Origin of the sequence: Bacillus sp. FSL M8-0277 (assembly GCF_037975305.1) — a bacterium.
GTDB lineage: Bacteria > Bacillota > Bacilli > Bacillales > Bacillaceae > Bacillus > Bacillus pumilus.
On sequence record NZ_CP150255.1, the window covers coordinates 1,953,495 to 1,979,215 of the forward strand.

Consider the following 25,721-nt stretch of genomic DNA (forward strand, 5'->3'; position numbering starts at 1 on the left):
CTTAGTTTTTGCGAGTCAAGCTATCAGATACAATTCGTTCTTGTTCTTTTTTATGCACAGTTGGATCACCCTCAGCCGTACTTGAACGTCTTCTTCGGCCGATGTAACGTACTTTTACTTTTTCAGACGCAATTTCACGTAAATATGGCTCAATGTATCCCCAAGCCCCCATATTTTGTGGCTCTTCTTGCGCCCATACGATTTCTTCTAAGTTTGTTAGTTTTGATAAAATCGCTTTAATATCTTTGGCTGGGAATGGATATAGTTGTTCGACTCTCGCAATGTGAAGCCAATCTTTCGGCTCTTCCATTTGAGTAAAACGATCACTAATATCGATTGATACCTTCCCGCTAGATAGCACGAGTCGCGATACTTTTTCGTGATCATGCACAAGGCCTGGTTGTTCAAGAACTGGTTGGAACTGTCCATCCGTTAATTCCTGGACTTCAGACAATGTGTTCGGGTTACGAAGCAGACTCTTCGGTGTCATGATGACAAGCGGACGAATCTCTTCACGAAGCAGCATTTTCGCCTGTCTTCTAAGAATGTGGAAGTATTGCGCTGCACTTGTGAGGTTCGCCACTGTCCAGTTATTCTCAGCAGCTGATTGCAGGAATCGCTCTGTTCTTCCACTTGAATGCTCAGGACCTTGTCCTTCATATCCATGAGGCAAGAGCATCACTAGACCTGATTTTTGTCCCCATTTTGCGCGTCCAGCTGAAATAAATTGATCGAAATACACTTGAGCCGCATTTGCGAAGTCTCCAAATTGAGCCTCCCAAATGACTAACGTTTCAGGAGAATAGACATTATAACCATATTCAAACCCGATGACTGAGCCCTCTGACAGTGGACTATTATGAACAGTAAATGATGCGTTTGCATCACTCAGCTCATGAAGAGCAATAAATTCATCTCCAGTTTGACTGTCGTGAAGAACAAGGTTTCTTTGAGCAAAAGTACCGCGCTCTGAATCCTGTCCGGTCATTCGAATTGGCGTACCGTCTTTTAATATAGATGCAAATGCAAGTGCTTCCCCAAGTGACCATTCTACTTTACGGTCATCTGTAAACACTTTTGCACGTTTTTCAAGGATCCGTTTAAGCTTACCAAATACTTGGAAATCGTCCGGCCAGCTGATCAATTCTTCATTCAGCTTTCGTAATACATCAAACTCTACGGATGTATCCACTGCTGGGAAGCCATTTGATACTGGTTCTGGCAGTTCAATTTCTTGAATCGTATGCTCTTTCTTTGAAGGCACCTTTTGATAGGCCTCTTCTATTCTCGTCGCTACAGCCTGCTCGATTTCTTCACGCTGCTCTTTCGTTAGAAGACCTTCTGTGACAAGTTTATCTGCAAAGATATTCTTGACCGTTTTGTGCTTTCTGACTGCATCGTACAGCATCGGCTGAGTCGTAGAAGGCTCATCCATTTCGTTATGACCGTATCTACGGTAACCGATCAAGTCAATTAAGAAATCCTTCTTAAAGCGTTTGCGGTATTCTACAGCTAATTGAACAGCCGCTAAACATGCTTCTGGATCATCTGCATTGACGTGAACAATTGGAATCTCAAACCCTTTTGCAAGGTCACTTGCATATTTCGTTGAACGAGATTCATTGCTTTCCGTCGTAAATCCGATCATATTGTTTGCAATGATATGGATTGTTCCGCCCACTTGATAGCCTACAAGTTGACTTAAATTTAATGTTTCTGCCACAATTCCTTCCCCAGGAAATGCCGCATCACCATGAATTAAGATGGCTAATGCCTTTTCAACGTCTTGTACTGGATAGCCCTTTTGAGTACGTAATTCCTGAGCAGCACGTGTGCTTCCTTCAATGATTGGATCAATGAATTCCAAGTGACTTGGGTTATTAGCAAGCGTGACTCTCGCACTCTTTGTATCTTCGTCTTTAATTTGACGATCTGCTCCAAGATGGTACTTTACATCACCTGTCCACCCGTAGCTGATACCAATAGAGCCTTCTGATGGAACAAGCTCTTTATTTGGCGCATGCTGGAATTCTGAGAAAATAATCTCATATGGTTTTCCTAACACATGTGCTAATACATTTAAACGGCCTCTGTGTGCCATTCCAATGTTAATATTTGAAGTCCCTTGTGTAACAGACTCTGAAATAATTTCATCAAGTACTGGGACAAGTGCGTCTAATCCTTCTATTGAGAAGCGCTTTTGCCCAACAAATGTTTTATGAAGAAACTGTTCGAACTGCTCAACTTCTGTTAATCTCTTGAATACAGAAACTAGTTTATCGGCTGGTTTTTTCTTAAATAGTTCACCAGACTCGATTGATTTTGAGAGCCAGTTCCGTTCTTCGAAATCATGTACGTGATCAAACTCAAATGAAATGGTACGCTTATACGTATTTCTCAAATGGTTAATGGCTTCTATGCCGTTTGAAATGTGTTTTGGTGCGTCAGGACTAATAATAGATATTGGAATATTCTTGACGTCTTCTTCTGTTAAACCGTATTCCTTTAAAGGAAACAGCTCTTGTAATTCCTTTTCTTTGCGAAGAGGATTGACGGAAGCATTTAAATGGCCATACGTTCTGATGTCTTCTGCCAGTTTAACGACTGATGCTATCTTTTGGATTTGTTCAGAAGTAACTACGCTATTTTCTTTTTTCCCAATTTCCTCCTTCATTTCACTCGGTGGTGCACCAAGTTCATCAAATATGCCTCTTAGATCTTCATCAACACTAGTAGGATCCTGGACATACTGATCGTAGAGCTCGAGCACATAGCCGAGGTTCGGACCATGAAATTCTTCCCAACTCAACGGTTGTTTCACATCATTTTGAAACATTTTGAACACTACCCCCAACTTTGATCATCAAGTGATTGAACACTATCTCGATATAACTTCCAGAACACAATGACCAAATTTATGTAATAAAACGCTTCCAATAATATTCTACCACTGTTTCGGATTACTTTCTACATTCTTTGTTCAATTAAAGATAAAAAATTCACAGAAAAACAAAAAATTTAAATCATTCCGAAAAATATTTTGAAGAAAGGGGCAAAACCTTATGCCCCAATGCTTTTATGCAGTAATTTCTTCAGTAACGGATATAAAACATCTGGCAATGTATCGACATCTGGTACAAAAATGCTGAACTTGCCATACATATCTTGAATGGTTTTCATCTGTGCTTCTTCGATCGGTGAATTGGATAAAAACACATTGATTACTTCAATGCCTTTTTTCCTCGCCTCAAGAACTGCTTCATGTGTATCGACGATCCCATTTTGTTCGTAGCTGAATGCAGCTGGCTCTCCATCAGAAAAAACAATGAGAAACTTTTGCTCTTCTCTTCGTTTTAATATCATTTTTGTCATTTGGCGAATCGCATAGCCATCCCGGTTATCCTCTTCTGGCTCAAGAGACATAATGGAAGGACCTGCATCAAATAAAGAATCTTTGAACGACACGACTGTGTTGAAATAGTTCGGCTGACTTGTTTCTGATGCGTCGTTTGTATCTTCCCAAAACCCCACAATTTGATGCGGGACTTGAACGGACTTTAAGGCTTCATGGAATAGAACAATGCCTTTTTTCGTCTCGTCCATCTTGTCAAACATGCTGGCAGAACAATCCACTAATAAAGTGAAAACAGCGTCAATCTCCGAAGAAGGTGCCTGTTTTTTATAGAAAAGACGCGGATTCGACTCTGTAAAATAACGAATGAGTTTTTTACTCAGACGTCCTGCATGAAGATCCGTTTTTGGCCATGTTTTTTTATGTTCGAGCGTTTTTTGAATCATCTGTTTTAACCGTTTCTGATAAGGCTCAATCTCCTTGGCGTGCTGCTTGTATACATCGATTTGTTCTGGCGCGGGAGGATCTGGTGAAATCATGACTGGAAACGCATATTTGTTCTCTTTTCCATTCTCATGAGCATCCGCTCCGCTTTCCTCGCCTTCAGCCTCTTCTAGCGCCTCAAGCTTTGAATAATCTTTTCGGTGAGTCTGCTTGGCAGAGCCTTGGACAGTGCCAAGTGCTTGATCTCCGTCATCGCCTTCTCTTGCTGCATCCTTCCCGAGATCACTTTTCCCGCCGTGCTCTAAATCAAATTGAAGGAAGCTTTTTGACGGCGCTTCTGTTTCTCGATGCCACACTTCCATATATTCTTGGTGGATGTCTTCATCGCCCTCTTTTTCCCGGTCGACTTTGATGTCCTCGCTTAATTTAGGTTTTCTTTTTAAGTCATGAAACAGCGGTTCTTTTGCCGCTTTTTCATAGTCCAATTCCGGGAAGAAAAAGTACGTATTCAGCATATCTTTATCAAGAAGCTCATCAAAGCCTTCCATTAATTCTTTGACGATGACTGCGATATCTCCGGTTGAACGCGCTTCATATACACGCTCAAGACTTGATTCAATAAATGGAATCATTGGGTTGATCCGCTCGTGAAGAGGCGGAATTTCTTCTAGCGGTGAATCCGCTGTCAGCTTCACATACATTGCACAATAGAGTGCATCCGTTAAAATGCTCCGCTCTTGGTTAATCGTTAATTGCGTCTTAAAATGACGCCGGTATAGCTCTCTTCTTCGTTTAAATACCTTTTTTGTTCCTGGGCGGTCACGTTTAATCCGCTCTTCAATCCGGATATCTTCAAAGAGCATAAACAATTGTTTACACAGGTCAGGAATGGACATTGTATGAGCATAGCGAATGATTTCCTGAAAGACAGTCAGATCACTATAAACGGTTCCTACTGCACGGAGGAATACATCACTTTTCAGTCCGGCTGTCATGTCTTCCTGTTTACGGTCATCCCAAAAATGGCTGATGAAAATTTTCTTTTCAAAAGGATCATAGTAGGACTGCACCCCGTATTCAAGCTCGACATCATCACTTTTTGCTAACGTTTTGGCTAAATCCGTTAATTCCATAAATAAAAATGAATCGATTCTGCTGTCATTAAATTTGATGAATTTCAAAACTCAGAACCTCACTCGAATAATGTTTGGGCAATATTTCTTACCGCTGCTTTTTCCCGGTCATCTTCTAGCTTTTCAACAATCCCTCGTTCAACTGCACGAAGTGGCGGGATGTATTGCGCAAGATCACATGTGTCTAGAAGGGCGCGAATGGATGCTGCTTCTTCACTCACCTGCCCGTTGTGTGCCTGTGTAATGAGGTCTGATGAGAGCTGCACGAATTGATCGATTAAACGTTCATCCTTTAATACAGATTGAGATTGCAGTACATCCTTTAAGATGCCGCCGCCGATATATGGAACGTCAATGACAACAAATCGGTTTTTTAATGCTTCATTTAGAGGCACTGTGCCGACATAGCCTTCGTTGATTGCCGCTATCACGCCAAAGCCTTCATCTGCTCGAACGACCTCTCCTGTAAATGGATTTGTCATCATTTTTCTGTAGTCGAGTACACCGTTTAAAATAGGCAGGGTTTCTGGCTTTGCCATGTTGATTTCATCAATATATAAAAGATGGCCTTTTTTCATTGCTTTCGTTACAGGTCCTTCAATAAATTCAATAGAAGCAACTTGACCATCATTGTGAATGGTTTTATAGCCAATCAAGCTTTCTGCATCAAGATCAACCGAGCAGTTCACACTGTGCATCGGCTGCTGAAAGAAAGCAGATAAAGTTTCTGCTAATTTTGTTTTACCTGAACCAGTCGGCCCTTTTAAAAGAACGTTTTTGCCGAGTGCTAGTGCAATCATCGCATCTTGTATGATAGACGTGTCCTGTGATTCATAGCCGCCTGTTCCAATAAGCGGACGGAATTCTTCTTCTAGTCCTTTTGCTTTTGCTTCAATCATTGCTTGAATTTCTTCTGGGAGTAATTGTTCGTTAAACATGTATGATTAATTCCTCTCTTCGATCATTTTCCTCACCAAGTATACTAAAAAAACCTTTATGCACTCAATACATAAAGGCTAGACATCTGTTATTTTACCATTTCTTTTGTGATCGCTCCGCATGCGATGCGTTTCCCTGAGTTTCCAGAAGGGTTGCTTAAGTAATCATCTGCTTCTGCATGAATGATAAAGCTACGCCCATTTTGATCGATTAATTGGTTCGATCCTCCCTTTAACGTCACATCTGGTACATTCACGACAACATCAATTTGTCCATCTGCCCCAACTTCTAAATTAGGCATATCTCCAGCATGATGACCCTTTGGGTTATCAAAGCCATGCTCCCGGTGTGTTGGATTAAAGTGAGCCCCTGCCGTTTCAAAATCTGGCGCTTCACATCTTCCTGTTTCGTGAATATGGAAGCCATGAGGACCTGGCGGCAGATTTTTCGCTTTCACATGTAAATCCAGCCCGTTTTCTGAGGAGTCTCTTACTTCGATGCTCCCTATTTTTTGCCCGTTTTCATTGATGAGTGACGTGGTAACTGGTGCTTGCTTAGGTGCTGCAACTTCAATGGTTTCTTCTGTCGTTTCTTTTTTCGGCGGTGCATGACAAGCTGTTGCAACAAAGACCAGACACATCATGATCAACCACACTGACTTTTTCATATGATTGCCCCCTTTTAATATCAGTATGGACAACCTGATCAATGGGCAAACAAAAAAAGCCGAAAATCGGCTTTTTTAGAAGAAACGTTTTGCACCTAAATAGGCTTTTTTCCAATATGGATTGCTTAAGTTTGAGATCCCCACTCCGTTGTCACTTGCGTGAAGGAAATCTCCTCCGCCAAGGTATAGTCCCATATGAGATGGACCCGCTTTGTACGTTGTGAAATAAACAAAATCGCCAACTTGAGGTGTGCTCACAGGTGTCATCATACTCCAGTAGCCTGCAGTGCTTAATCTCGATACAGACGAAACCTTGTTAATGAGATAATAAACAAAGCCGCTGCAGTCAAATCCAGATGGTGTATTGCCGCCCCATCTGTAAGGAATGCCTGTCAGCTTTTTACCTTCTTGAATCATCGTCGTGATTTTTGCATTCATTGGCACATCGGGTTTGTTATTGTTGACCGGCTTTGTCGAGCCGTTAGACGTAGAACCATTCGACCCAGTTGAGCCTGAAGCTGCACCATTAATTTTGAGAACTTGTCCAATTCTAAGCACATCGCTTTTTAAGCTGTTGGCTGTACGGATGGACTGAACTTGCACTTTAAATTGATTCGCAATTTTCCATAAAGAATCGCCCGATTTTACAGTATAAGATGTTGCTTTCCCGCTTGAAGACTGGTTACTGTTTGAATTGCTTGGTTTAGTAGGTTTCGGCTGACTTGGTTTTGATGCAGCCGTCCCTTTTACTTTCAATACTTGATTCGGATAAATCATATCAGATTTTAATCCGTTCAATGTTTTGATTTCACCAATCGACATATTGAGCGAATTCGCAATTTTCCAAAGAGAATCCCCTAATTTGACCTTGTATGTACTTGATGAAGATGAACTATTTGAGTTCGTTGTCTTATTGTTTGAGCTGGAATTAGAAGAGGAGTTTGATGACTGGCTCCCGCTTGTCTTCGTGCTTCCAGATACCTTTAGCTTTTGTCCAGGACGAATTAAGTCACTGTTTAAGCTGTTTAGACTTTTTAAGCTTGCCACTGACATTTTATGATTTTTCGCAATAAGCCATAAAGAATCTCCAAGCTTTACTGTGTAGCTTGATGTCGTTGAAGCATTTGATTTCGTTGCTTTTGAACCAGTTGACGAACTGGATTTTTTGCTTTTTGCGCCAGGAATTTTCAAGCTTTGTCCTGCAAAAATCATCGTCGTTTTTAGTTGATTAAGAGATTGAAGCTCCGAAATACTTGTATTGTACTGTTCGGCAATCTTCCAAAGTGAGTCACCGCTTTTCACCTTGATCGTCTGTGCTTCTGCCGGTGCAGCAAACACAGCTGAGCCAGCGATCGCTGAAACTGTGAGGCCGGTTACTACTTTTTTCTTCATAGATAAATCTCCGCCTTTCATGATTTCATTCAACAAGACTTATGTACTAGTTTTAAGTTTAGCATTTAACGACTCTGCTTCTCTTGCACTATTTTATCTTTATTTCTATTATATTACTCGACATGTAGACGTTGGGCAATAACAAATAGGCTAAAGCAGTCAACTCAAAATGCTAAAACAAAGCCATATCGTTTGTATCGGCCGTTTGCTGTATTTATAAACATTTTTTAAGGAATTTTTAAGTTGACGTTTAGAAATTTGTCAAAACAAGCACGCTGCTAGTTTCATAGTTCTATTCTACATGACAAATTTTTCTGTATCAAATGACTTTTTACTTAATTGCCTGTTTTTTCTCCTCAAATGAAAAAAGCATCCTTCCGAATGAAGAATGCAGCGATTGGTTTTTTATTTTCTGATTTCAGGTTCTTTTACAGTGAGCGGATAAAGGACTCCTTCTTTCGCAAATGACATTTTACCCGTTTCCTCTGAAACGACGAGAACAAGTGCATCGGTCATGCCAGAGAGTCCAATCGCAGCCCTGTGTCTTGTCCCAAGAGAAGGACTGACTTTTTTTGAAGTAAGCGGGAGCACATTTGCCGCAGATACGAGCGTATTTTCTTTGACTAAAAGCGCACCATCATGAAGTGGATTTCCTGGGTAGAAAATGCTTTCAATTAATGAAGCACTAATTTTCGCATGAAGATTTGTCCCTCTTTGAATAAAATCCTCGACCTCATCCCGCCTTTGTATCACAATCAGTGCCCCGTGCTTTTGCTTTGATAAGCTCTCAATGGCTAACGAAAATTGAGCAAATCCAGGTGTGAATTCTTCCATGTACGATTGTAAATAAAACGAGGAAGCCTCTGCATGCATTTCATTAAACTCATCATGTAATGACTCGAGATCACAAAGTAGACATTGCTCAATCTCATCAAGGGTATCGATAATGTCACTTGCATCCTTCATAATTTTCATCAAGTGTGTTCTCATGCCCACTTTAAATTGCACTTCTTCATTCGTACGATTGATCATTTGACCTTTTCCCTCCTCCTTTTCGTTGTCATAAAATAACAAATTATGCGCATTCTATTGTTATGGAGGTGACTTAATATGACCATTCAGAAAGTGATTCAATATGCTTGCAGCATTTTAGGTGTTGTCAGTCTTTCCTTTATTTATGCCCAAATGTTTAAAAAAACGAAGCCATCTAAGAAAAATAATCCGACAGAGAATTGATTTTTTTACATAGCATGATATAATCCTCTCGTTATTTCTGTTCAGAGAGGAACTTATGATGAGAGAAACAAATAGCATTCGAGCTAAGGTGACACTATTTTTAACCATTTTGATTCCGATTTTAATCACTCAAGCGGGTCTTTCGCTTATTACGTTTTTAGACACCGTGATGTCTGGAAAAGTGAGTGCAGAAGACCTTGCGGGTGTTGCGATCGGTTCTAGTATTTGGACACCCGTTTATACAGGACTTGCTGGTATATTAATGGCCGTTACGCCAATTGTCGCTCAGCTGATGGGCGCAGGGCATAAAAAAGATGTTCCTAAGGCTGTCTTTCAGGCGATTTATTTATCCTTTCTTTTAAGTATCTGTGTGATTGCAATTGGAACAATTAGCATCCCTTACGTATTAGGGGGACTTGGACTTGAGCAATCCGTAGAGGATATTGCGCGGCATTTCTTAAGTTTTCTTGCTTTTGGTATCATCCCACTGTTTGGTTATTCGGTGCTCAGGTCATTTATTGATGCATTAGGGAAAACACGTGTAACGATGTTTATCACGTTAACAGCACTTCCGATTAACTTTGTGTTAAACTATGTATTTATTTTTGGGAATTTTGGCTTTCCAAAGCTTGGCGGTGCGGGAGCTGGTCTTGCTTCTGCGTTGACGTATTGGGCGATTTTCATCATGAGTATTTGTATTGTCATGAAAGCAGAACCATTTGCCTCATTTCGTTTGTTTCAGAAACTGCCTCAAATCAATATCTCCCGTATGGGGCAAATACTGAAAATCGGTCTTCCTATTGGGTTTGCGATCTTTTTTGAAACGAGTATCTTTGCAGCAGTTACGTTATTAATGGGTCACTTTGATACTGTGACGATTGCAAGTCACCAGGCTGCGATGAACTTTGCTTCCATCTTATATATTTTACCGCTCAGTATCTCGATGGCTTTAACGATTGTCGTTGGGTTTGAAGCTGGTGCCAAGCGTTATAAAGACGCGCAAAGCTATAGCTATATCGGAATTGGAACGGCGGTATTATTCTCCTTGTGTACGGCAGCACTCATTTTATTATTTAGACCAGAGATTGCTGGTTTATACACAGCTGAATCGGCTGTTTTACAGTTGACACAGCAATTTTTGATTTATGCGATCTTTTTCCAGCTGTCAGATGCCATTGCTGCACCCATTCAAGGGGCGCTGCGCGGCTATAAAGATGTCAACTATACGCTCATTGCCGCATTTGTTTCATACTGGGTGATCGGCCTTCCTTCCGGCTATCTGATTGGCACCTATACCTCGTATGGGGCATTTGGGTATTGGATTGGTCTCATTGCCGGACTTGCCGCTGGTGCCATTGTCCTCTTTATCCGTCTCAGATTGATTGAAAAACGATTGCTTCAACAAGCGCCCAATCACTAAATACGACACAAAAAAAACAGCTGATCGATGTCAGCTGCCTAGCGTGTAGACAAACCCTCGCATTCGTTGTCAGCTCTGCGCGCCGGTACTCACGAATGTCAAATTCACTCCGTTCCGGTGCTCGCCCTTCCTAGACTTCAAAGGTTTTCTATCAAGCTGAAAAGAAGACAAAGGGCTAAAATCAAGATCATTTTAGCCCTTTGTCAACAATTTGAGCAGCTGATCAATGTCAGCTGCTTTTTTTTATTTAGTCATTCCATTGGTACGTCCAGAAAATTTCTTCATCGAACCATTTTTGGACGACAGGTTCTTTGTTTTTCAGCTTCTGTTCAAGCTCTCTCAGCATGCCTTCTGTTTGCGTTCTATGCGCTCTCAGTGCATTTAATTTGATATCTGCTACATCTGTAATGTCGATCGTAATATCTGCATTTCCAAGCACTTCTTCTCTATTTTTCGTAATGGCCATGCAGTATGTGACAGGACGATCTTCTTTTTTCTTACGGTAAAGAGCGCGAATCACCGCTTCCCCTGTCGCATCATGATCAGGATGTACACCGTGTCCAGGATAAAACGTCACAATCAGTGTAGGTTTGACTTCATTAATAATGGTTTCCATCACATCAGCTAAATACTCGTCGTCTTCAAATTCCAATGTTTTATCACGAAGTCCAAGCATACGTAAGTCTGTGATATCCATTTCTTTGCAGGCGCTGATTAATTCCTGTTTTCTTAATTCAGGAAGTGTTTCACGGTTAGCGTATGTTGGGCTGCCCATATTTCTGCCCATTTCCCCAAGTGTCCCGCATGCATACGTGACTGGGATGCCGCGTTTTCTACTTTGTGCAATGAGACCTGCAACCCCAAACGATTCATCATCTGGGTGAGGCAGCATCACTAGTACATGTTCATTCATGACTCGTCACCCTTTCTTCTACACCTGAAATGGTGTTTCACTAATTTGTAATGAGATCGCTAGTTTCCCGTCTGGCAAGTGCCCAGCTAACAGCAGGCGGCCATGGTCATCAAACACATAATCCGTTAATCCTTCTGCATAAATCCAGCCATCTTCTGTTTTCATTCCAACACGGTACGGACCTTGTCCTTTTATTTTCGCCTGTGAATAGACGACTTTCGCATTGCGGATATAGGCAACGACCGTCATATTTTGTTCATTTACATGAGCTGAATAAGAACCAGTGGTCGTTTCAAGATGAACGAAGACTGGACGATTTAAAAACGATTCAAGATGTGCTGTGACATCTTCCGTTTGAATTGGTTTCATGAGTGGTTCCTTCCTTCATTTTGAATTAATTCGCGCAGCTTTTTTGTATGTAAGCTGATCAGCTGCAGCTGATGATCATGCCGAAGCCCACTTTCTAATATTCTCTCTACAGCGAGTACATATTTTTGATGAAATGATTTTCTCGCCCTCGGATGAGTGCGCGCATCGCTTAAATCATCACATATTGCCTCGTGTAAAGAAGACATATCATCGACATCAAGCTGACGATTTTTCCATAAAGATTGATAAGCAGCTGTAAGCTCATTGGCTGATGACATGTAATCACCTCTACAGTTTTGGTAACAACTTATTATGACATGATCCGCCTTCAAAAAAAAGCAAACTGCTCGTAGGACTTAATGAGAATTCGCTGTTTTTTTCATGCGTAATTGAGAGGTCGTAAACAATAAAATCGCCACCCAGATACAAAGAAACGTCACAATTTTAGCTGAAGATAAATGCTCGTGATACACAAATAACCCTAAAAACAGCGTAATCGTTGGTGCAATGTACTGTAAAATACCCACTTGATAAAGAGGAATTCTTTTTGCCCCTTCAGAGAATAAAAGAAGCGGTACCGCAGTAAAGACCCCTGCAAAGAATAAGAGACCAAGCGATCCGAAGCTGTTAGGATTCATTGTCACCACAGGTTCTTTTAAGAAGAACAATAAGTACACAAGAGCTGCCGGGGCTAGAAGCAGCGTTTCAATTGTCAAACCAATGGCACTCGTGAAGCTCATTCTTTTTTTAATCAATCCATAAAAACCGAAGCTAAAGGCAAGTAATATTGCCACGACAGGAAATGAACCGTACTGAATCGTAGAAAGAATCACTCCAGCTGCGGCAATTAAAATCGCAATGGTTTGTAATTTATTGAGCCGCTCTTTCAAGAAAATGATGCCTAGTAAAACAGAGACAAGCGGATTAATATAATACCCTAAACTAGCTTCTAGCATAAGATGATGGTTGACTGCCCAAATGTACACATACCAGTTAACCGATATTAAAATAGCAGATAATAGTAATGAAAAAAGTGCCTTGCCATCGAGCATGAGACCCTTCACTGTCTGCATCGCCGGCCGGACTTGTTTTAAATACAGAAGAATACCGCACATAAAAACAAATGACCATAAAATTCTGTGCGCTAAAATTTCGCCTGACGAAATATGTTCCATCAGTTTCCAATATAACGGGAATAATCCCCATAATGTAAAAGATGCTGCCGTATAGAGAACACCTTTTGATTGCTGTTGTTCGTTCAATCTAACCATTCCTTTCTAAACCTATCGTATATTATAGCACGCACTCAAGTGAATGGGCATATACTAATTCAGGGCATTTAGAAAGGATGATTTGCATGTTTGACTGGAACCGATTATTCCCTTTTCAAAAGCAATTTTCAAAAGAAGCCTTAAAGAATTCAGACCCTAAAGACGTCGAGCAGTACGTCAATCAAGTGATGGAAAGTGTATTCGGATCCAATTATCCTGCTCAGTTCCCTTTTCAGGACCCACTCTCTCAACATCAAAAAACGAGAGAAACAGACGTCAAAAAAGAAAAAGAACCCGAAGTGGAAGTGTTCGAAACCACTGATCACGTGTTCGTTAAGATTGAGCTTGCTCGGCCGAGCACAGAAAAAGTAAAAATTAAACATACAGCCAACCTGCTGTTTATTGATCATTTTCCTGAGGAAGGCACGCAGAAAAAAGTCGTCCTCCCTGCTGCTGTCAAAAGAAAAGGAACGAAGGCTTCGTATCAGGACGGTATTTTGGAGATTATGTTTTTAAAGCATGATGATCCGGGGATTTCTGAAATCGATATTCCATTATAAAAAGCCTGCTTTGATATAGAAGCAGGCTTACTCTTTTTTCTTAATAGTATGGTGGATATCCTCCGCCATAAGGTGGTGGAACAGGCGGTGGTGGTGGTGGGTAATATGGACGGGGATAATTAAAAATCGCACTTCCTAAAAACCCGCCAAGCAGTCCGCCGACTAAAGGAGCGCCAAAACCAAAAAACAAAGGGACTCTGGATTCATATGGCGGAATGCCAGGGGCGCCGCCTCGGAAATACGGAGTATGAGGGTACATGCATTTCTCCTCCTTTGTCATGTGCCTAAGATCAGCATATTCATCAGGAGTCAAAACGTTTGGGCAAACCTGAAACTAGGCTTGTTCCTTTTTTTCATGAGATTCTGTATATTCCCCTGCCCACCTAGATACCTCATGAAACACATCATTTAGCGCATTTCCTTTTTCAGTTAAACAGTAAATGACCTTCACAGGCGTCTCAGGCAATACAGTTCGCTCTATAATCCCTTCTTGCTCAAGTTCCTTTAAACGCTCTGCGAGCATTTTTTGACTGATGGATGGGATAATGTCCGTCATGTCTTTAAAACGCTTTGGACCATCAAGCAATACATGAATAATGAGACCGTTCCACCTTTTGCCTAGCAGTAAAAAAGCTTGCTGAATGTGTGGACATAATTGAAATTCCATAAATTTCAGCCTTTCTTTTCATGATTGTTTGACAAACTAACGGTATACAATTTAAAATATATCTCTAGTTACAATAAGTAAGTTTCTCACTTTTTAGTTATTGTACCATATTATTTGCAAAAACGGGAGGAAATATCCACATGGCGACTGATCAAAAAACGATTGACATTTTAAAACAAAGAGCTTCAGTAAAAGAGTACGATACAACTCATGAAATGACAAAAGAAGAGTTAACAGAGCTTCTTGATATCACAACAAAAGCACCATCCGCGTGGAACCTTCAGCATTGGCATTTCACTGTCTTCCATAGTGCTGAATCTAAAGCGAAGTTACTTCCAATCGCTTACAACCAAAAGCAAATCTCACAAGCATCAGCTGTTATTGCTGTACTAGGTGATCTTGAAGCCAATCAAAATGGTGAAAAAATCTACAGTGAGCTGGCAGAACAAGGCTTCATTACTGAAGACATCAAAGAAACATTGATGACTCAAATCAATGGCGCATACCAAAGCGAGCAGTATGCACGTGAAGCTGCGTATTCAAATGCTTCATTAGCTGCTATGCAATTAATGATTGCTGCAAAAGCAATGGGCTATGATACATGCGCAATGGGTGGTTTCAGTAAAGACGCCTACATCAAAGAATTCAATGTAAGCGGCCGATATGAGCCAGTCATGCTGATTTCAGTTGGTAAAGCAGCGAAAGAAGCTCATAAAAGCAATCGTTTCGACATCGAAGAAGTATCTGATTTCCTTTAAAATTGGCAAGGCCTCAGCTTTCATGCTGAGGTTTTTTTATTTGGTTTCAATATTATTTCTGCATATTTTCTTTTCACTTTACCCCTTTTCACCTCCACTTTTTCTCCTTTTTAAGAATGAAAGCGTTATATTAGTATGATATTCAGCGAAATGATTGTTTTTTCTGAAAATGGTCTTGTGATCTAATCTGACAACTGCTATTATTATGAAATTACAAAAAATTCAGGAGGAAATCATGAATAAAAAATTGATACTGGCACTACTTATAGCGATTCCATTCATCGGACAGCTCGCACTGCTGCCCTTTGCGAATCGTATCCATCCATTTGTGATAGGCCTGCCTTTTTTCCACTTCTGGCTCTTACTATGGATTGTTCTCACACCAGTCTGTACATTCATCATTTACCGCATGCAACATTCAAATGGAGGAACTGACTAATGCAAGGAAATTTAACAGCTTTATTGATTACAGCAAGTATCATTTTCATCGTCGTGGTCATTGGATTTGCCGCTGGCCGTGATAAATCATCCAGACAGTCAGTAGAGGAATGGTCTGTCGGCGGGAGAAAATTTGGCGGGCTGCTCGTCTGGTTCCTCGTTGGCGCAGATTTATACACAGCTTATACCTTTTTAGGGCTCACTAGTACAGCCTATACAGCTGGAAGTGTCGCTTTTTTCGCTATTCCCTATTCAGTTCTAGCGTATTTTATTGCTTATTTCTTCTTACCAAAGCTATGGACGGTTGCGAAGAATCACAACCTCACAACGCTCGCTGATTATGCACGTGAGCGCTTTGACAGCAAGCTGTTATCCAGTCTAATTGCAATTATTGGAGTACTTATGCTCATTCCTTATATTTGTCTTCAACTGAGCGGGATTCAAGATACGTTAACTGTCGCTGGAACTAGTTATATTAATGTGAATGCAGTTGTTATTATTTCATTTATTTTAGTCGCACTTTATACATTTTTCAGCGGGATTAAAGGTCCTACATATACAGCCATTATTAAGGATATTCTCGTTTGGGTCATCATGCTGTTTATGGTGGTTTCACTGCCAATCATTCATTTTAACGGCTGGACTCCGATGATGAATACGTTAGCTAAGGAAGCTCCACAGCTTCTGACAATTCCTGACGGCGGTCCTAAAGGCATTTTATGGTTCATTACCGCTTCAGGTGTTTCTGCCCTTGCTTTGTTTATGTGGGCACATGCGGCAACAGGCGTATTTACAGCAAAAAGTGCAGATGCTATCCGTAAAAACAGCATGTTTTTGCCTCTTTATAACATCGTATTGATTTTGGTCATCTTCCTTGGATTTATTGCCTTTTTGGTCTTACCAGAAGATACGAATCCAAGATTTGCACTTCTTCATTTAATTCAAACGTCATATGGCGGCGTGATGCAGGGTCTTGCTTATTCAACGATTGCACTGGCTTCCCTCATTCCATGCTCGATCATGGCCATTGGTGCATCGAATTTATTTGCCAATAATTTATATCGTGACTTAATTCATCCGAATGTATCACCTAAAAGGTTGACCATCATCACTCGTTCAATGGTGTTTATCGTGATCGGACTGGCTCTATTATTCGGAATGCTCTTCCCAACAGCACTTGTGACGCTTCAGCTCATTGGTGTTTCAGGAATGGTTCAAATCTTCCCAGCCATTGCGATCAGCTTGTTCTGGAAAAAACAATCGAGAGAAGCAACGATTGCGGGGTTAGTTGTTGGCATCATCGTCACCTTTACAGCCAATATCTCACAAGTCACGTTCGGTCTTTATGAAGGGTTTCTTGGTTTACTAGCAAACGTTGTGGTCATCCTGATTTTGAATCCATTCTTCCAAAAGAAGGTCACATCCAATTCTGTCATGAATGAACTATTTGAAAAAGATCAAGACAAAACAGAAGCGATGGGAAACAACGCGTAAATATAAAAAGAGCAGTCCCCCTATGAGGACTGCTCTTTCTTTATTTCATTTCTTTTTTCAAGACTTCAATGGCTTTTTTCATTTGAGTATCATTTTTCTTTAGCTTATCTTGGATCTTTGTCATCAGTACTGTCGTTGTATCTCCCGTCAGAATTCCGTCTGCTTTCAGATCGTTGTCTGTTTGGAAGCTTTTGACGATCGTCTGGAAGGCTTGATCGTACTCACCATTTGCTTTTGCTTTGTAGTCAAGCGCTTGGAACATTTTTTGAGCCGCTTTGACTTCATCTCCATTGTCATTCAGCTGATACGTTTTTTTCGGGCTTAAGTATGGCAGCTTTGCATAACTTGGGAGCGATGCTTTGACCTGTGGTTCAATTCCTTTTTTATGAATCCACGAACCATCCGGCGTTAGCCACTTGGCAATGGTTAACTTGACACTAGAACCATCATTATAGCTTTGCGCATTTTGAACAGTTCCTTTACCAAATGTCTTTTCACCAATAATTTTGATACCTGAAGATTGGTGCAGAGCCGCCGCCATGATTTCTGCAGCGCTGGCTGAGCCACCATTTACAAGGACAACTGCCGGCTGATGAACTTTGCGTTCTTTTTCAGCCTTGTACTCTTCTTTCTTCCCTTTTTCTTCAACTTGCATGATGACTTTCCCTTTATCGATAAAGTCATTACTCATTTCAATCGCTTCTGTCATAATGCCGCCTGGATTATCTCTCAGGTCAATGACAAACCCTTTTGCCCCTTTTTTCTCGAGGTCATCAATGGCTTTATCTAACTCTTTTGACGTTGTTTCAGCAAAGGACGTAATTTGGATTTCTCCTATTTTGTCTTTTGTGAGTTTTGCATACACTGTTTCAACTGGAATGGTGTCTCTTGTGATGGTCACATCAACATTTCCCACTCCTTGGCGGTTAAGGTGAAGCTTGACATCCGTTCCTTTTTTCCCTCTGATTAGAGAGACTGCTTGATTGACCGACATGCCTTTTGTGCTTTTTCCATCCACCTTTAAAATACGATCATGAGGTTTCAACCCGGCTTTTTCAGCAGGAGAGCCTTTAATCGGTGCGACAATTAAAATTTGTCCATCCTTCTCTTCTACTTGAGCACCAATTCCTTCAAATGATGAAGAAATGGTGTTGTTAAATCCTTCGGCTTCCTCCTGATCCATATATGTAGAGTATGGATCATCAAGTGATGCGATCATTCCTTGAATCGCACCATCTACTAGTTTTTGATCATCCGTTTTTTCGTAATACTCATCTTTTACTTTCGTATACGCAGCCATGAGTTTACTAAACTTCTCATCTCCTGAGACATTGACAGTCCCTTGTTTTGTGATCACAAATGTAATCGCTGAGGACAGTGCCGCTGTCACCAAAATAGCGATGACGATCTTAAATTGTTTTTTCAAAAAAACACCACCTTTATCTCCTTTCATTATTATCAAGGACGATGCTTCATCCGTCAACCAAAGGATCGAAGTTCTCTTTGAAAAGATAAGCCATTTGACCTTGCATTGCATAATCTTTAAAGAGGAACTTGATAAGGAAAGAAGGGATTTTATGAGTGATTATGTAGAAATGCTTGCCTATTTTGGCGTATCTAGTGCCCATCCTGGCGGAATTGAGTTAACAAAAACGATGCTTGAGCATATAAAATTGATGCCTGATGCGCGCATACTGGATGCGGGATGCGGGACTGGACAAACGGCGGCATATTTAGGCAATATCGGTTATCAGGTGGAGGCGATTGATACACACCCTTTGATGATTGAAAAGGCTAATCTGCGATTTGAGCGAGAAGAACTGCCGATCCGCGCACTGCAAGCATCGATCGAACAGCTGCCATTTCCAGATGAAGCGTTCACTCTTCTGATCAGTGAATCTGTTTTGAGCTTTACCAACCTTCCAGCGGCACTTGCTGAGATTAAACGCGTGCTTGCCCCTGGAAGTCAACTTGTTGCGAATGAAGCAGTATTAAAAGCACCCCTTACACCGAAGGAGCTTGCCGCCGTTCGAGATTTTTACGGGTTTCACGCACTCTTTTCACTTGAAGAATGGAAGGAGCAGCTAAAAGCAGCAGGATTTCATGACGTTCGAATTCTCTCATTTGATGATCACATGGTACAAGAGGAGCCGACAGAAATGGAATTATCTGAATATATCCCGCCTTCTCTTTACGAAACGATGCAAACACACTACGATCTGATTCAAGCGCACCGAAAGCAGCTAAGCCACATTCTATTTGAATGTACCGTATAAAATGAGCGAATCTCCTATATGTTTTGTCCAAACTCTATGAGGTCTCTCGCATAGGATAAGAGGGAAAAGAGTTTGTCATAAGGAGGAAAAATATGGAGCGCTATCAAAAGCTTTGTCAGCAGCATATGGGGAAAGTCGCTAGAATCACAGATCGTAATGGCAGAGTACATGTCGGACGCATTGAGCGGGTGACAAACCGCAAAGTGTATATTCGTCCAGTCGGCGGTTCTCGCGGCGGCTTTGGCTTTGGTTATTACGGAGGGTATTACGGCTGGGGTGCCGCTTATGGCATCGGGCTTGGTTTCATTACAGGTTTCGCATTAGCAGGATTGTTCTTTTTTTAAAAGAAAAATAAAGAAGGTCCCCCGAATAGCTGGGAGGCCTTTTTATTTGATTAAATTTTCTTCACTTTATTCATGTACTCTTCAAATGTTAAATCGTGATCATGCATCGCTTTTGCTGCTTCTTTTCCAACATAGCGCAGATGCCACGGCTCATATTCATATTTTGTCATGTCTTCTTTTCCTTTTGGATAACGAATGATAAAACCATATTTATAGGCGTTTTTAGCCACCCATTTGCCATCAGGTGTTTCACCAAACTTTTCAGAGATGTCAAAGCCGGCACTTTTTGAGGAAATGTCCATTGCAAGGCCTGTTTGGTGTTCACTTTCGCCTGGTAAAGCTACTGCTTCTTGCGCTTTTTCTTTGCCTTTTAACTTGACTTCACTATCAAAAATGACCTTTTGACGGTCATAGGAGCGATAGCCAGATACGGCAGCCAGCTCAAAGTTTTTCTTTTTCGCATCTTTGAATAATGTCTCAAGTGCTTCTGCTGCTTCTTTACGAATATATCGTTTTTCAATATCCTCTGAAAAAGAGAATTCTACTTTTGGAACAACGAGATCAGAAGGTTTATAGGTTCCTGGTAATGCGTATTCTTTGTTGACAAGTGCTAGCACGTTTGCAGGATTTTGAATGGTTTTCAGCCCGCTTACCACTTTGATGTCATTGAAATATTCACTCTTTAACGTCAGCTCTTGATCCGATGAATCTGCTGTATTGTTTGAGTTTTGCTGGGTAGATGAATTTTCTGCGCTTTTTTGTTCGTTTGTTTTGTTCGATTCAGATGTACCGCTTTTTTGATCCAGCAACTGGCAGCCCGATAGTGCGGCTGTCAAACCAAGAATCGATGCGATTGAGAGTATTTTATAGCTTTTCTTCATGACATACCTTCCTTTTGCTCTTCTAAAAAAATAAAGATGCGCTACATCGTAGCACACCCTTTATACTATTATAAAACGGAGTCTAGCGCAATTAAGATCATTTCGTCAAATGTCGTTTGACGCTCTTCAGCCGTTGTTTCTTCTCCTGTGAGAACATGATCACTCACTGTCAGAATGGATAACGCTTTACGATCAAATTTTGCTGCAAGCGAATATAGAGCGGTTGTCTCCATTTCAATTGCTAGAATTCCGTATTGAGCCATGAGCTCAAGTGGTTTTTCATTGTAAAATTGATCTGCTGTAAATACATTACCGACACGTACAGCGACATTTTTTGCTTCTGCTGTGTCGTATGCTTTCTTAAGCAGTCCAAAATCAGCGCAAGGTGCATAATCAATCGGTCCAAACGCCACACGATTCATTTGTGAATCTGTTGAAGATGTTTGAGCTAAAATGACATCTCGTACGTTGACATCCCTTTTAATAGCCCCGCAAGATCCAACGCGGATTAAGTTCTGAACATCATAGCTTTGAATGAGTTCATTCACATAAATCGAAATAGAAGGTACGCCCATTCCGGTTCCTTGTACAGAAACGCGCTTTCCTTTGTAGGTTCCAGTATAACCATACATTCCGCGCACTTCGTTATAGCATTTGACATCTTCTAAATATGTATCTGCAATATATTTCGCACGAAGCGGATCGCCTGGCAGCAATACCGTTTCTGCAATTTGTCCTTTTTCTGCTCCAATATGTACACTCATTTTTTTAGCCTCCACTTACGTTTACTATGTGTTTTGTCCTATTTAGTATAAACGATTGAGCCCAAAAAAGAAAATACCAGCTAAAGCTCGAGCTGGCATCGAAAATCTCTATTTAACTCATCGTCAACAGTCGCTCACTGCGTTTCCATCCTGCCGGAAAAAGCTGATAATAGCATTTTCCCTTTTTCTTATCATCAATCACAACAATATCACCTGTTGTGATAAACCGTGCATTGTAATCACTAGGGACTGTATCATGTACATTAAATGTCGAGAATGCTTTTTCCAGAACATCCAGGTGTGTTCTGCCGCCAATCTTTGTCCGGTACACAGGCTGATGCCCACTTGCAGCGCCATATTCAGGTGTCTGATAAATGGTTAAGTGAAATGCTGAAGGTTTCTTTTGAAAAAATCTCAACGTCAATTGCATTCAAATCCCTCCCCTTTTATATAAAATTGGCTGGGGTCTGTCAATTTCCTTCTTCTATTTTTGTCGAATGATAGACAATTTTTCGTCAATCTTTTTACAAATGAGAAATAAAGCAAGTCCTATCGCAAAACCGCCTGCGACATCTGTCAAAAAATGAACGCCGATATACATTCGGCTGATCCCAATCAAAACAACACAGACCCCTGTGATCAAGTAGACGATTTTTTGTCTTTCTTTCAGCCATGGAATCATTTCAACTAATAGATAAGCTATAAACGGATAGATTGTGGCTGCATTCATCGAATGTCCGCTCGGAAAGCTGTAATACGTTTCATTGACAAGATGATCAAAGGCCGGACGCTCTCTAGCAAACAGCCCCTTTAGTTCATGGTTGATGGTCTTTTCTGTGAGATATAATAGAAAAAGCATCATGATAGAGTAATAGCGCTTATACATGAATAAAGCGACACTAAAAATGAGCATGATGGGCACGAGCAGCGCACTAATGCCAAAGTCCGTCAAAGTCAGCATGACATCATTTAAAAAAGGGAGTCTGATGCTCTCAAACCATAAGATGATCTGGTTGTCCAATGCTTGACCCGCTCCAGATACCATGAGCGCAGCAATGGCACCAAATAAAATTAAAAGAAATAGGATATACACGCGAAAGATTCTCCTCCCTCTCTTCAGAATCACTTCAAAGTATAGTGCCTACCACGCCTCTTCTTCAACTATCATTGTTTTTTTCAGCATATATTCAAACGTAATGTCAGCCAGCTCAAACGTTTCCAGCTCCGCAGGTATGTACCCTCTTTTGACCAGCTCCATGTAGAAGAATTCCGCAATTTCCTCTGTATCGATCACCAAATCTGCTTCTTTCATGACATTCCGCCTCCTTTTTTATGATGTATGAACGACGCCTGTTTTTTATTACAGTTTGTCATAATGGCTCATTCCATACATATAAATGCAGTAAACAAAAAGAAAAGGGGTTTGAGGAAATGAAATGGTTCAGCATATTAGATGGAGAAATGTTTGATCAGGTGATGGGCCGTATCTTGAGGGGATGGTTTTATGTGATTGTTTTTTTCTGTGTGCCTTATTTTTTATTCGTGTTAGGACAAGTCTTTCTTTAACCAAAATGCTCGTGTAAACTTTCCAATATAAAATCCATCATATCTTTGTATTCTGGATCTTCGAAAAATTCGTAGAGAATTTTATAGTCATTATAAATATCAAGAAGCTCATCCACTATAGATACAGCGAGAAATTCTAGTGATGCTTCGCTTTCTTGTTTCTCTTCTAATTGTAATAGAGCTGTTTGCACCATATCTTCTTCCATTTCTTTTGAGGTTTCACCGACGTAATGCACAAAAAGAAGCTGATGAACGAACTGGTCCATCTCATATTTCCTTAGGACAAGCGTTAAGTCTTCCTCTTCTGTTTCCAGCCACTCTCCGTCCTTTAGCCTCGTGAGTTCATAAATGACATCTTCCCAGCCATCATCAAGGTATCGCCATATTTCAGTCCGATGCCCAATAATTTTAAATAGCTCTTTTCCGTAATCTTTTACATATACAACATCGCCAATGAGGAACTCATATTCAATGTCCAGCTTTTCTGTATCCACAATCACCCCGTCGTACTCATCGTAAAGCTGAAGTGATGTTTCAAAATAAAGCACCTCATTATGATTGACCTCATACAAATAGTGCTGGTCAATTTGATGGACTTTTGTAATCGTTCCAACTGTGCCGTACATGACAACGACGACAATATCCCCTACTTGATATTTTGGTGCTTTCGCCTTCATTCTGTCTCCCCCTTGCCCGACTTTTGGTCTTAACGTATCGTATGCCGGCGCAAGGAATTCTGCATGGGCAACCACACCATGCAAAACGCCATTTTATTTCTCATCAAAAAACCGCTTCTCCCATCTGGAAAAAGCGGTTGTGTGTTATTTTTTTTTGACTTCTACTTCATATTGCTCAAACGCTTCGTCAAATGTTGTCATTGAGCTTAAATAATCGCCATTTAATTCTAAATAGGCACACAGCTCATGATAATCAGTGGACGCTTTCGGGAAGCTGTGATCCTCATAAGCAGCATTTGCAAAATGGCTGATTTCATCTTTCGGTTTTGGATGTCTGTACTTCATTAAATAATGGTAAAACGACTTCACCTGTTTTTCCCTCCGCGACACTCTATTTTGTTGTTATATTATACAGCAATTTGATGACTTGTATAGGCGGAGGTACAACTTATGATGAAAAGTCAAAGTAATTTCGCTTTAATAACCGCTCCATGCTCATTAATTCTTCGTATGAAATTTTTTCTGGAAGTTTTGTCTGATCCACTAAAATTAATTGATCTTCTATCCCTTTAACCGTTTCATCTTTTTGATATGTCATACCGCAGTGCGTGCAGGAAATGGACGGTGTTTCGATGATTTCAATGGATTGTGTGCCAGTGATCAGTTCCCAATAGACTGTTGTCTGCTCTGCGTTTGCTTTGTTTTCCTCACACCAATCACATGTCAGCAAGGTTATTTCTCCTCCTTTACAGTTTGATCTTTTTTGAGCTGCGCTTGATATTTTTTCTCTTTTAATTCATCTCGTTTTTCACGTTTGTTTTTGAGTGTGTCATGCTCAGGATTTGTCTCATATGCTTCTCTTCGTTTCATCCGGCTTAAATTCTCTGGCGTAAACGATTTCGCCTCATCCTCAAATAGTGCGGTAATACCAATTGCCGGGTCTTGTTTCTCTTCATAAATTTCATTAAAATACGCATCTGCCTGGCCTGCGACGTAATGCTCTGGTTCAGGGTAAGAGGTGATGACACCTTCAAAGTTACGAAGGACGACTTTGTCAGGGCTTTGCGATAATAAATAATTTGGCTGCAAGGCGATCTTTCCTCCGCCTCCTGGTGCATCCACAACAAAGCTTGGCACGGCATAGCCGCTCGTATGCCCTCTTAAGCCTTCTATGATTTCAAGACCTTTTGATACTGGTGTTCTAAAGTGGCCAATGCCCTCAGATAAGTCACACTGATAAATATAATATGGTCTGACCCGTATCATCACGAGATCGTGCATCAGCTTCTTCATAATCGGCACACTGTCGTTAATTCCTGCAAGGATGACGGCCTGATTACCTACAGGCACGCCGGCATTTACAAGACGTTCGCACGCTTCTTTTGCTTCTTTCGTAATTTCAATGCTTGTATTGAAATGGGTATTCAGCCAAACTGGATGATATTTTTTCAAAATCTCGCACAGCTCATCTGTAATGCGCTGCGGAAAGACGACCGGCGCGCGGGTTCCTATGCGAATGATTTCAACATGCGGAATGTCTCGTAAGTTTTTCAAAATGTATTCAAGCACTTGATCATTGATTAAGAGCCCATCTCCGCCGGAAATTAACACATCCCGCACCTCAGGTGTTTCTCTAATATATCCAATGGCAGCATCTAACTGCTTTTTTGGCACGCCCATACCGATCTGACCGGAAAAACGTCTTCTCGTACAATAGCGGCAATACATGGAGCACTGATTTGTTACAAGAAAGAGCACACGATCTGGGTACCGATGCGTTAACCCCGGGACAGGTGAGTCTTCATCTTCATGCAGCGGGTCTTCCAGGTCATATTTTGTTTTATGAAGCTCCTCAGCAATTGGCACAGATTGCATACGTACTGGACATCTTGGATCGTCTGGATTCATCAATGAGGCATAGTAGGGTGTAATGTTAAGTGGAATGGTTTTGGTGGAAATCTTCACCCCTTCTCTTTCCTCTTCTGTTAAGTTTACGACTTTCTCTAAATCTTCAAGCGTTTTCACGGTATGCGTCAGCTGCCAAATCCAGTCGTTCCACTTTTCCTCAGGTACATCTTTCCAAAGTTCAATGTCCTTCCAATGACGCGCCGGTTCATATAGTTTTTGATTCATATCCATTCCCCCTATCAGCATTCACCT

General features: G+C 40.9%; 30 protein-coding genes. 8 read left to right on the forward strand and 22 right to left on the reverse strand.

Features of this window, described 5'->3' with window-relative positions; translation table 11 throughout:
* Nucleotide 1: 1 nt before the first annotated feature.
* From sucA to cdaS, 6 genes are all read right to left on the reverse strand, one after another.
* Entirely contained in the window at nt 2–2,836 is a 2,835-nt protein-coding gene (gene sucA, locus MKZ05_RS09600) for a 2-oxoglutarate dehydrogenase E1 component (protein WP_003215743.1), read from the reverse strand.
* Nucleotides 2,837–3,060: 224 nt separating this feature from the next.
* Complete coding sequence (locus MKZ05_RS09605; protein ID WP_003215544.1) at nt 3,061–4,977, reverse strand: VWA domain-containing protein; 1,917 nt, start codon at nt 4,975–4,977, stop codon at nt 3,061–3,063.
* A gap of 11 nt (nt 4,978–4,988) precedes the next feature.
* Nucleotides 4,989–5,867: a MoxR family ATPase gene (locus MKZ05_RS09610; RefSeq protein WP_050943921.1), complete on the reverse strand. Its 879-nt coding sequence runs from the start codon at nt 5,865–5,867 to the stop codon at nt 4,989–4,991.
* An 89-nt stretch (nt 5,868–5,956) separates the two neighbouring features.
* Nucleotides 5,957–6,535: a superoxide dismutase family protein gene (locus tag MKZ05_RS09615; RefSeq protein WP_106032559.1), complete on the reverse strand. Its 579-nt coding sequence runs from the start codon at nt 6,533–6,535 to the stop codon at nt 5,957–5,959.
* A 75-nt stretch (nt 6,536–6,610) separates the two neighbouring features.
* Entirely contained in the window at nt 6,611–7,927 is a 1,317-nt protein-coding gene (locus tag MKZ05_RS09620) for a peptidoglycan endopeptidase (RefSeq protein WP_050943919.1), read from the reverse strand.
* 405 nt (nt 7,928–8,332) lie between these two features.
* Nucleotides 8,333–8,959, reverse strand: a complete 627-nt coding sequence (gene cdaS / locus MKZ05_RS09625; RefSeq protein ID WP_339159926.1) for a sporulation-specific diadenylate cyclase CdaS — start codon at nt 8,957–8,959, stop codon at nt 8,333–8,335.
* 78 nt (nt 8,960–9,037) lie between these two features.
* On the opposite strand from cdaS, the gene MKZ05_RS09630 reads away from it, so the two are divergent.
* Nucleotides 9,038–9,163 (forward strand): hypothetical protein, encoded by a 126-nt coding sequence (locus MKZ05_RS09630; protein ID WP_003215647.1) that lies wholly within the window; start codon nt 9,038–9,040, stop codon nt 9,161–9,163.
* Nucleotides 9,164–9,221: 58 nt separating this feature from the next.
* Nucleotides 9,222–10,583, forward strand: a complete 1,362-nt coding sequence (locus tag MKZ05_RS09635) for an MATE family efflux transporter (protein ID WP_050943918.1) — start codon at nt 9,222–9,224, stop codon at nt 10,581–10,583.
* A 247-nt stretch (nt 10,584–10,830) separates the two neighbouring features.
* Here MKZ05_RS09635 and bshB2 read toward each other — a convergent pair whose 3' ends face one another.
* The 4 genes from bshB2 to rarD form a co-directional block, all read right to left on the reverse strand.
* Nucleotides 10,831–11,496, reverse strand: a complete 666-nt coding sequence (bshB2, locus tag MKZ05_RS09640) for a bacillithiol biosynthesis deacetylase BshB2 (protein WP_339159930.1) — start codon at nt 11,494–11,496, stop codon at nt 10,831–10,833.
* Between the two features lie 18 nt (nt 11,497–11,514).
* Nucleotides 11,515–11,865, reverse strand: coding sequence for a YojF family protein (locus MKZ05_RS09645; RefSeq protein ID WP_050943916.1), 351 nt, complete (start codon nt 11,863–11,865; stop codon nt 11,515–11,517).
* Nucleotides 11,862–12,143 (reverse strand): hypothetical protein, encoded by a 282-nt coding sequence (locus tag MKZ05_RS09650; RefSeq protein WP_003215525.1) that lies wholly within the window; start codon nt 12,141–12,143, stop codon nt 11,862–11,864. The genes MKZ05_RS09645 and MKZ05_RS09650 overlap by 4 nt, the downstream gene beginning before the upstream one ends.
* A gap of 78 nt (nt 12,144–12,221) precedes the next feature.
* Nucleotides 12,222–13,136 carry an EamA family transporter RarD gene (rarD, locus tag MKZ05_RS09655; protein ID WP_049754910.1) on the reverse strand — a complete coding sequence of 305 codons (915 nt, stop codon included), beginning with the start codon at nt 13,134–13,136 and terminating at the stop codon, nt 12,222–12,224.
* An 86-nt stretch (nt 13,137–13,222) separates the two neighbouring features.
* Between rarD and MKZ05_RS09660 the strand changes: the two genes are divergently transcribed.
* Nucleotides 13,223–13,696, forward strand: coding sequence for a hypothetical protein (locus MKZ05_RS09660; protein WP_003216069.1), 474 nt, complete (start codon nt 13,223–13,225; stop codon nt 13,694–13,696).
* Nucleotides 13,697–13,736: 40 nt separating this feature from the next.
* On the opposite strand, the gene MKZ05_RS09665 is transcribed toward MKZ05_RS09660, so the two are convergent.
* Both MKZ05_RS09665 and MKZ05_RS09670 read right to left on the reverse strand, forming a co-directional pair.
* Entirely contained in the window at nt 13,737–13,955 is a 219-nt protein-coding gene (locus tag MKZ05_RS09665; protein WP_003215921.1) for a hypothetical protein, read from the reverse strand.
* Nucleotides 13,956–14,030: 75 nt separating this feature from the next.
* A complete protein-coding gene (locus MKZ05_RS09670; RefSeq protein WP_003215692.1) occupies nt 14,031–14,363 on the reverse strand; it encodes a winged helix-turn-helix transcriptional regulator in 333 nt (110 codons plus the stop codon).
* A 140-nt stretch (nt 14,364–14,503) separates the two neighbouring features.
* Between MKZ05_RS09670 and MKZ05_RS09675 the strand changes: the two genes are divergently transcribed.
* The 3 genes from MKZ05_RS09675 to MKZ05_RS09685 all read left to right on the forward strand — a co-directional run bounded on the left by MKZ05_RS09675 (nt 14,504) and on the right by MKZ05_RS09685 (nt 17,053).
* Nucleotides 14,504–15,121, forward strand: coding sequence for a nitroreductase family protein (locus MKZ05_RS09675; protein WP_003215532.1), 618 nt, complete (start codon nt 14,504–14,506; stop codon nt 15,119–15,121).
* A gap of 235 nt (nt 15,122–15,356) precedes the next feature.
* The gene (locus tag MKZ05_RS09680; RefSeq protein WP_003215965.1) at nt 15,357–15,560 is read left to right on the forward strand and encodes a DUF3311 domain-containing protein; all 204 of its coding nucleotides are present in this window, start codon (nt 15,357–15,359) and stop codon (nt 15,558–15,560) included.
* Nucleotides 15,560–17,053 (forward strand): sodium:solute symporter, encoded by a 1,494-nt coding sequence (locus MKZ05_RS09685; RefSeq protein ID WP_050943914.1) that lies wholly within the window; start codon nt 15,560–15,562, stop codon nt 17,051–17,053. Before MKZ05_RS09680 ends, MKZ05_RS09685 begins: the two co-directional genes overlap by 1 nt.
* 40 nt (nt 17,054–17,093) lie before the next feature.
* On the opposite strand, the gene MKZ05_RS09690 is transcribed toward MKZ05_RS09685, so the two are convergent.
* Nucleotides 17,094–18,479: a S41 family peptidase gene (locus MKZ05_RS09690; protein WP_137055085.1), complete on the reverse strand. Its 1,386-nt coding sequence runs from the start codon at nt 18,477–18,479 to the stop codon at nt 17,094–17,096.
* A 151-nt stretch (nt 18,480–18,630) separates the two neighbouring features.
* Between MKZ05_RS09690 and MKZ05_RS09695 the strand changes: the two genes are divergently transcribed.
* Both MKZ05_RS09695 and MKZ05_RS09700 read left to right on the forward strand, forming a co-directional pair.
* Nucleotides 18,631–19,329, forward strand: coding sequence for a class I SAM-dependent methyltransferase (locus tag MKZ05_RS09695; protein ID WP_284907222.1), 699 nt, complete (start codon nt 18,631–18,633; stop codon nt 19,327–19,329).
* 92 nt (nt 19,330–19,421) lie between these two features.
* The gene (locus tag MKZ05_RS09700; RefSeq protein ID WP_003216113.1) at nt 19,422–19,673 is read left to right on the forward strand and encodes a hypothetical protein; all 252 of its coding nucleotides are present in this window, start codon (nt 19,422–19,424) and stop codon (nt 19,671–19,673) included.
* Nucleotides 19,674–19,723: 50 nt separating this feature from the next.
* Here MKZ05_RS09700 and MKZ05_RS09705 read toward each other — a convergent pair whose 3' ends face one another.
* From MKZ05_RS09705 to ablA, 9 genes are all read right to left on the reverse strand, one after another.
* Nucleotides 19,724–20,554, reverse strand: a complete 831-nt coding sequence (locus MKZ05_RS09705; protein ID WP_003216072.1) for a M15 family metallopeptidase — start codon at nt 20,552–20,554, stop codon at nt 19,724–19,726.
* 68 nt (nt 20,555–20,622) lie between these two features.
* Nucleotides 20,623–21,318, reverse strand: coding sequence for a purine-nucleoside phosphorylase (gene deoD / locus MKZ05_RS09710; RefSeq protein ID WP_309217872.1), 696 nt, complete (start codon nt 21,316–21,318; stop codon nt 20,623–20,625).
* A 112-nt stretch (nt 21,319–21,430) separates the two neighbouring features.
* A complete protein-coding gene (locus MKZ05_RS09715; protein WP_003215750.1) occupies nt 21,431–21,748 on the reverse strand; it encodes a hypothetical protein in 318 nt (105 codons plus the stop codon).
* Nucleotides 21,749–21,802: 54 nt separating this feature from the next.
* Complete coding sequence (locus MKZ05_RS09720; RefSeq protein WP_339159937.1) at nt 21,803–22,411, reverse strand: phosphatase PAP2 family protein; 609 nt, start codon at nt 22,409–22,411, stop codon at nt 21,803–21,805.
* A 48-nt stretch (nt 22,412–22,459) separates the two neighbouring features.
* Complete coding sequence (locus MKZ05_RS09725; RefSeq protein WP_003216084.1) at nt 22,460–22,630, reverse strand: YozD family protein; 171 nt, start codon at nt 22,628–22,630, stop codon at nt 22,460–22,462.
* Nucleotides 22,631–22,880: 250 nt separating this feature from the next.
* Nucleotides 22,881–23,561, reverse strand: a complete 681-nt coding sequence (locus MKZ05_RS09730) for a hypothetical protein (protein ID WP_012010279.1) — start codon at nt 23,559–23,561, stop codon at nt 22,881–22,883.
* Nucleotides 23,562–23,705: 144 nt separating this feature from the next.
* A complete protein-coding gene (locus tag MKZ05_RS09735) occupies nt 23,706–23,930 on the reverse strand; it encodes a YozE family protein (RefSeq protein WP_003215834.1) in 225 nt (74 codons plus the stop codon).
* Nucleotides 23,931–24,009: 79 nt separating this feature from the next.
* Nucleotides 24,010–24,291 (reverse strand): YokU family protein, encoded by a 282-nt coding sequence (locus MKZ05_RS09740; RefSeq protein WP_050943908.1) that lies wholly within the window; start codon nt 24,289–24,291, stop codon nt 24,010–24,012.
* 2 nt (nt 24,292–24,293) lie between these two features.
* Complete coding sequence (gene ablA, locus MKZ05_RS09745; protein WP_003215473.1) at nt 24,294–25,694, reverse strand: lysine 2,3-aminomutase; 1,401 nt, start codon at nt 25,692–25,694, stop codon at nt 24,294–24,296.
* Nucleotides 25,695–25,721 lie beyond the last annotated feature (27 nt).

Excerpts from the sequence above, each read along its gene's own strand:
- MKZ05_RS09695 (WP_284907222.1), top strand. The coding sequence starts at position 18,631 with ATGAGTGATTATGTAGAAATGCTTGCCTATTTTGGCGTATCTAGTGCC.
- MKZ05_RS09670 (WP_003215692.1), bottom strand. The coding sequence starts at position 14,363 with ATGGAATTTCAATTATGTCCACACATTCAGCAAGCTTTTTTACTGCTA.
- MKZ05_RS09645 (WP_050943916.1), bottom strand. The coding sequence starts at position 11,865 with ATGAAACCAATTCAAACGGAAGATGTCACAGCACATCTTGAATCGTTT.
- MKZ05_RS09650 (WP_003215525.1), bottom strand. The coding sequence starts at position 12,143 with ATGTCATCAGCCAATGAGCTTACAGCTGCTTATCAATCTTTATGGAAA.
- MKZ05_RS09700 (WP_003216113.1), top strand. The coding sequence starts at position 19,422 with ATGGAGCGCTATCAAAAGCTTTGTCAGCAGCATATGGGGAAAGTCGCT.
- MKZ05_RS09665 (WP_003215921.1), bottom strand. The coding sequence starts at position 13,955 with ATGTACCCTCATACTCCGTATTTCCGAGGCGGCGCCCCTGGCATTCCG.
- MKZ05_RS09680 (WP_003215965.1), top strand. The coding sequence starts at position 15,357 with ATGAATAAAAAATTGATACTGGCACTACTTATAGCGATTCCATTCATC.
- deoD (WP_309217872.1), bottom strand. The coding sequence starts at position 21,318 with ATGAGTGTACATATTGGAGCAGAAAAAGGACAAATTGCAGAAACGGTA.
- MKZ05_RS09715 (WP_003215750.1), bottom strand. The coding sequence starts at position 21,748 with ATGCAATTGACGTTGAGATTTTTTCAAAAGAAACCTTCAGCATTTCAC.
- MKZ05_RS09675 (WP_003215532.1), top strand. The coding sequence starts at position 14,504 with ATGGCGACTGATCAAAAAACGATTGACATTTTAAAACAAAGAGCTTCA.
- MKZ05_RS09610 (WP_050943921.1), bottom strand. The coding sequence starts at position 5,867 with ATGTTTAACGAACAATTACTCCCAGAAGAAATTCAAGCAATGATTGAA.
- MKZ05_RS09615 (WP_106032559.1), bottom strand. The coding sequence starts at position 6,535 with ATGAAAAAGTCAGTGTGGTTGATCATGATGTGTCTGGTCTTTGTTGCA.
- MKZ05_RS09705 (WP_003216072.1), bottom strand. The coding sequence starts at position 20,554 with ATGAAGAAAAGCTATAAAATACTCTCAATCGCATCGATTCTTGGTTTG.
- MKZ05_RS09620 (WP_050943919.1), bottom strand. The coding sequence starts at position 7,927 with ATGAAGAAAAAAGTAGTAACCGGCCTCACAGTTTCAGCGATCGCTGGC.
- MKZ05_RS09660 (WP_003216069.1), top strand. The coding sequence starts at position 13,223 with ATGTTTGACTGGAACCGATTATTCCCTTTTCAAAAGCAATTTTCAAAA.
- MKZ05_RS09630 (WP_003215647.1), top strand. The coding sequence starts at position 9,038 with ATGACCATTCAGAAAGTGATTCAATATGCTTGCAGCATTTTAGGTGTT.
- cdaS (WP_339159926.1), bottom strand. The coding sequence starts at position 8,959 with ATGATCAATCGTACGAATGAAGAAGTGCAATTTAAAGTGGGCATGAGA.
- MKZ05_RS09725 (WP_003216084.1), bottom strand. The coding sequence starts at position 22,630 with ATGAAAGAAGCAGATTTGGTGATCGATACAGAGGAAATTGCGGAATTC.
- MKZ05_RS09685 (WP_050943914.1), top strand. The coding sequence starts at position 15,560 with ATGCAAGGAAATTTAACAGCTTTATTGATTACAGCAAGTATCATTTTC.
- MKZ05_RS09635 (WP_050943918.1), top strand. The coding sequence starts at position 9,222 with ATGAGAGAAACAAATAGCATTCGAGCTAAGGTGACACTATTTTTAACC.
- ablA (WP_003215473.1), bottom strand. The coding sequence starts at position 25,694 with ATGAATCAAAAACTATATGAACCGGCGCGTCATTGGAAGGACATTGAA.
- MKZ05_RS09730 (WP_012010279.1), bottom strand. The coding sequence starts at position 23,561 with ATGAAGGCGAAAGCACCAAAATATCAAGTAGGGGATATTGTCGTCGTT.
- bshB2 (WP_339159930.1), bottom strand. The coding sequence starts at position 11,496 with ATGAATGAACATGTACTAGTGATGCTGCCTCACCCAGATGATGAATCG.
- rarD (WP_049754910.1), bottom strand. The coding sequence starts at position 13,136 with ATGGTTAGATTGAACGAACAACAGCAATCAAAAGGTGTTCTCTATACG.
- sucA (WP_003215743.1), bottom strand. The coding sequence starts at position 2,836 with ATGTTTCAAAATGATGTGAAACAACCGTTGAGTTGGGAAGAATTTCAT.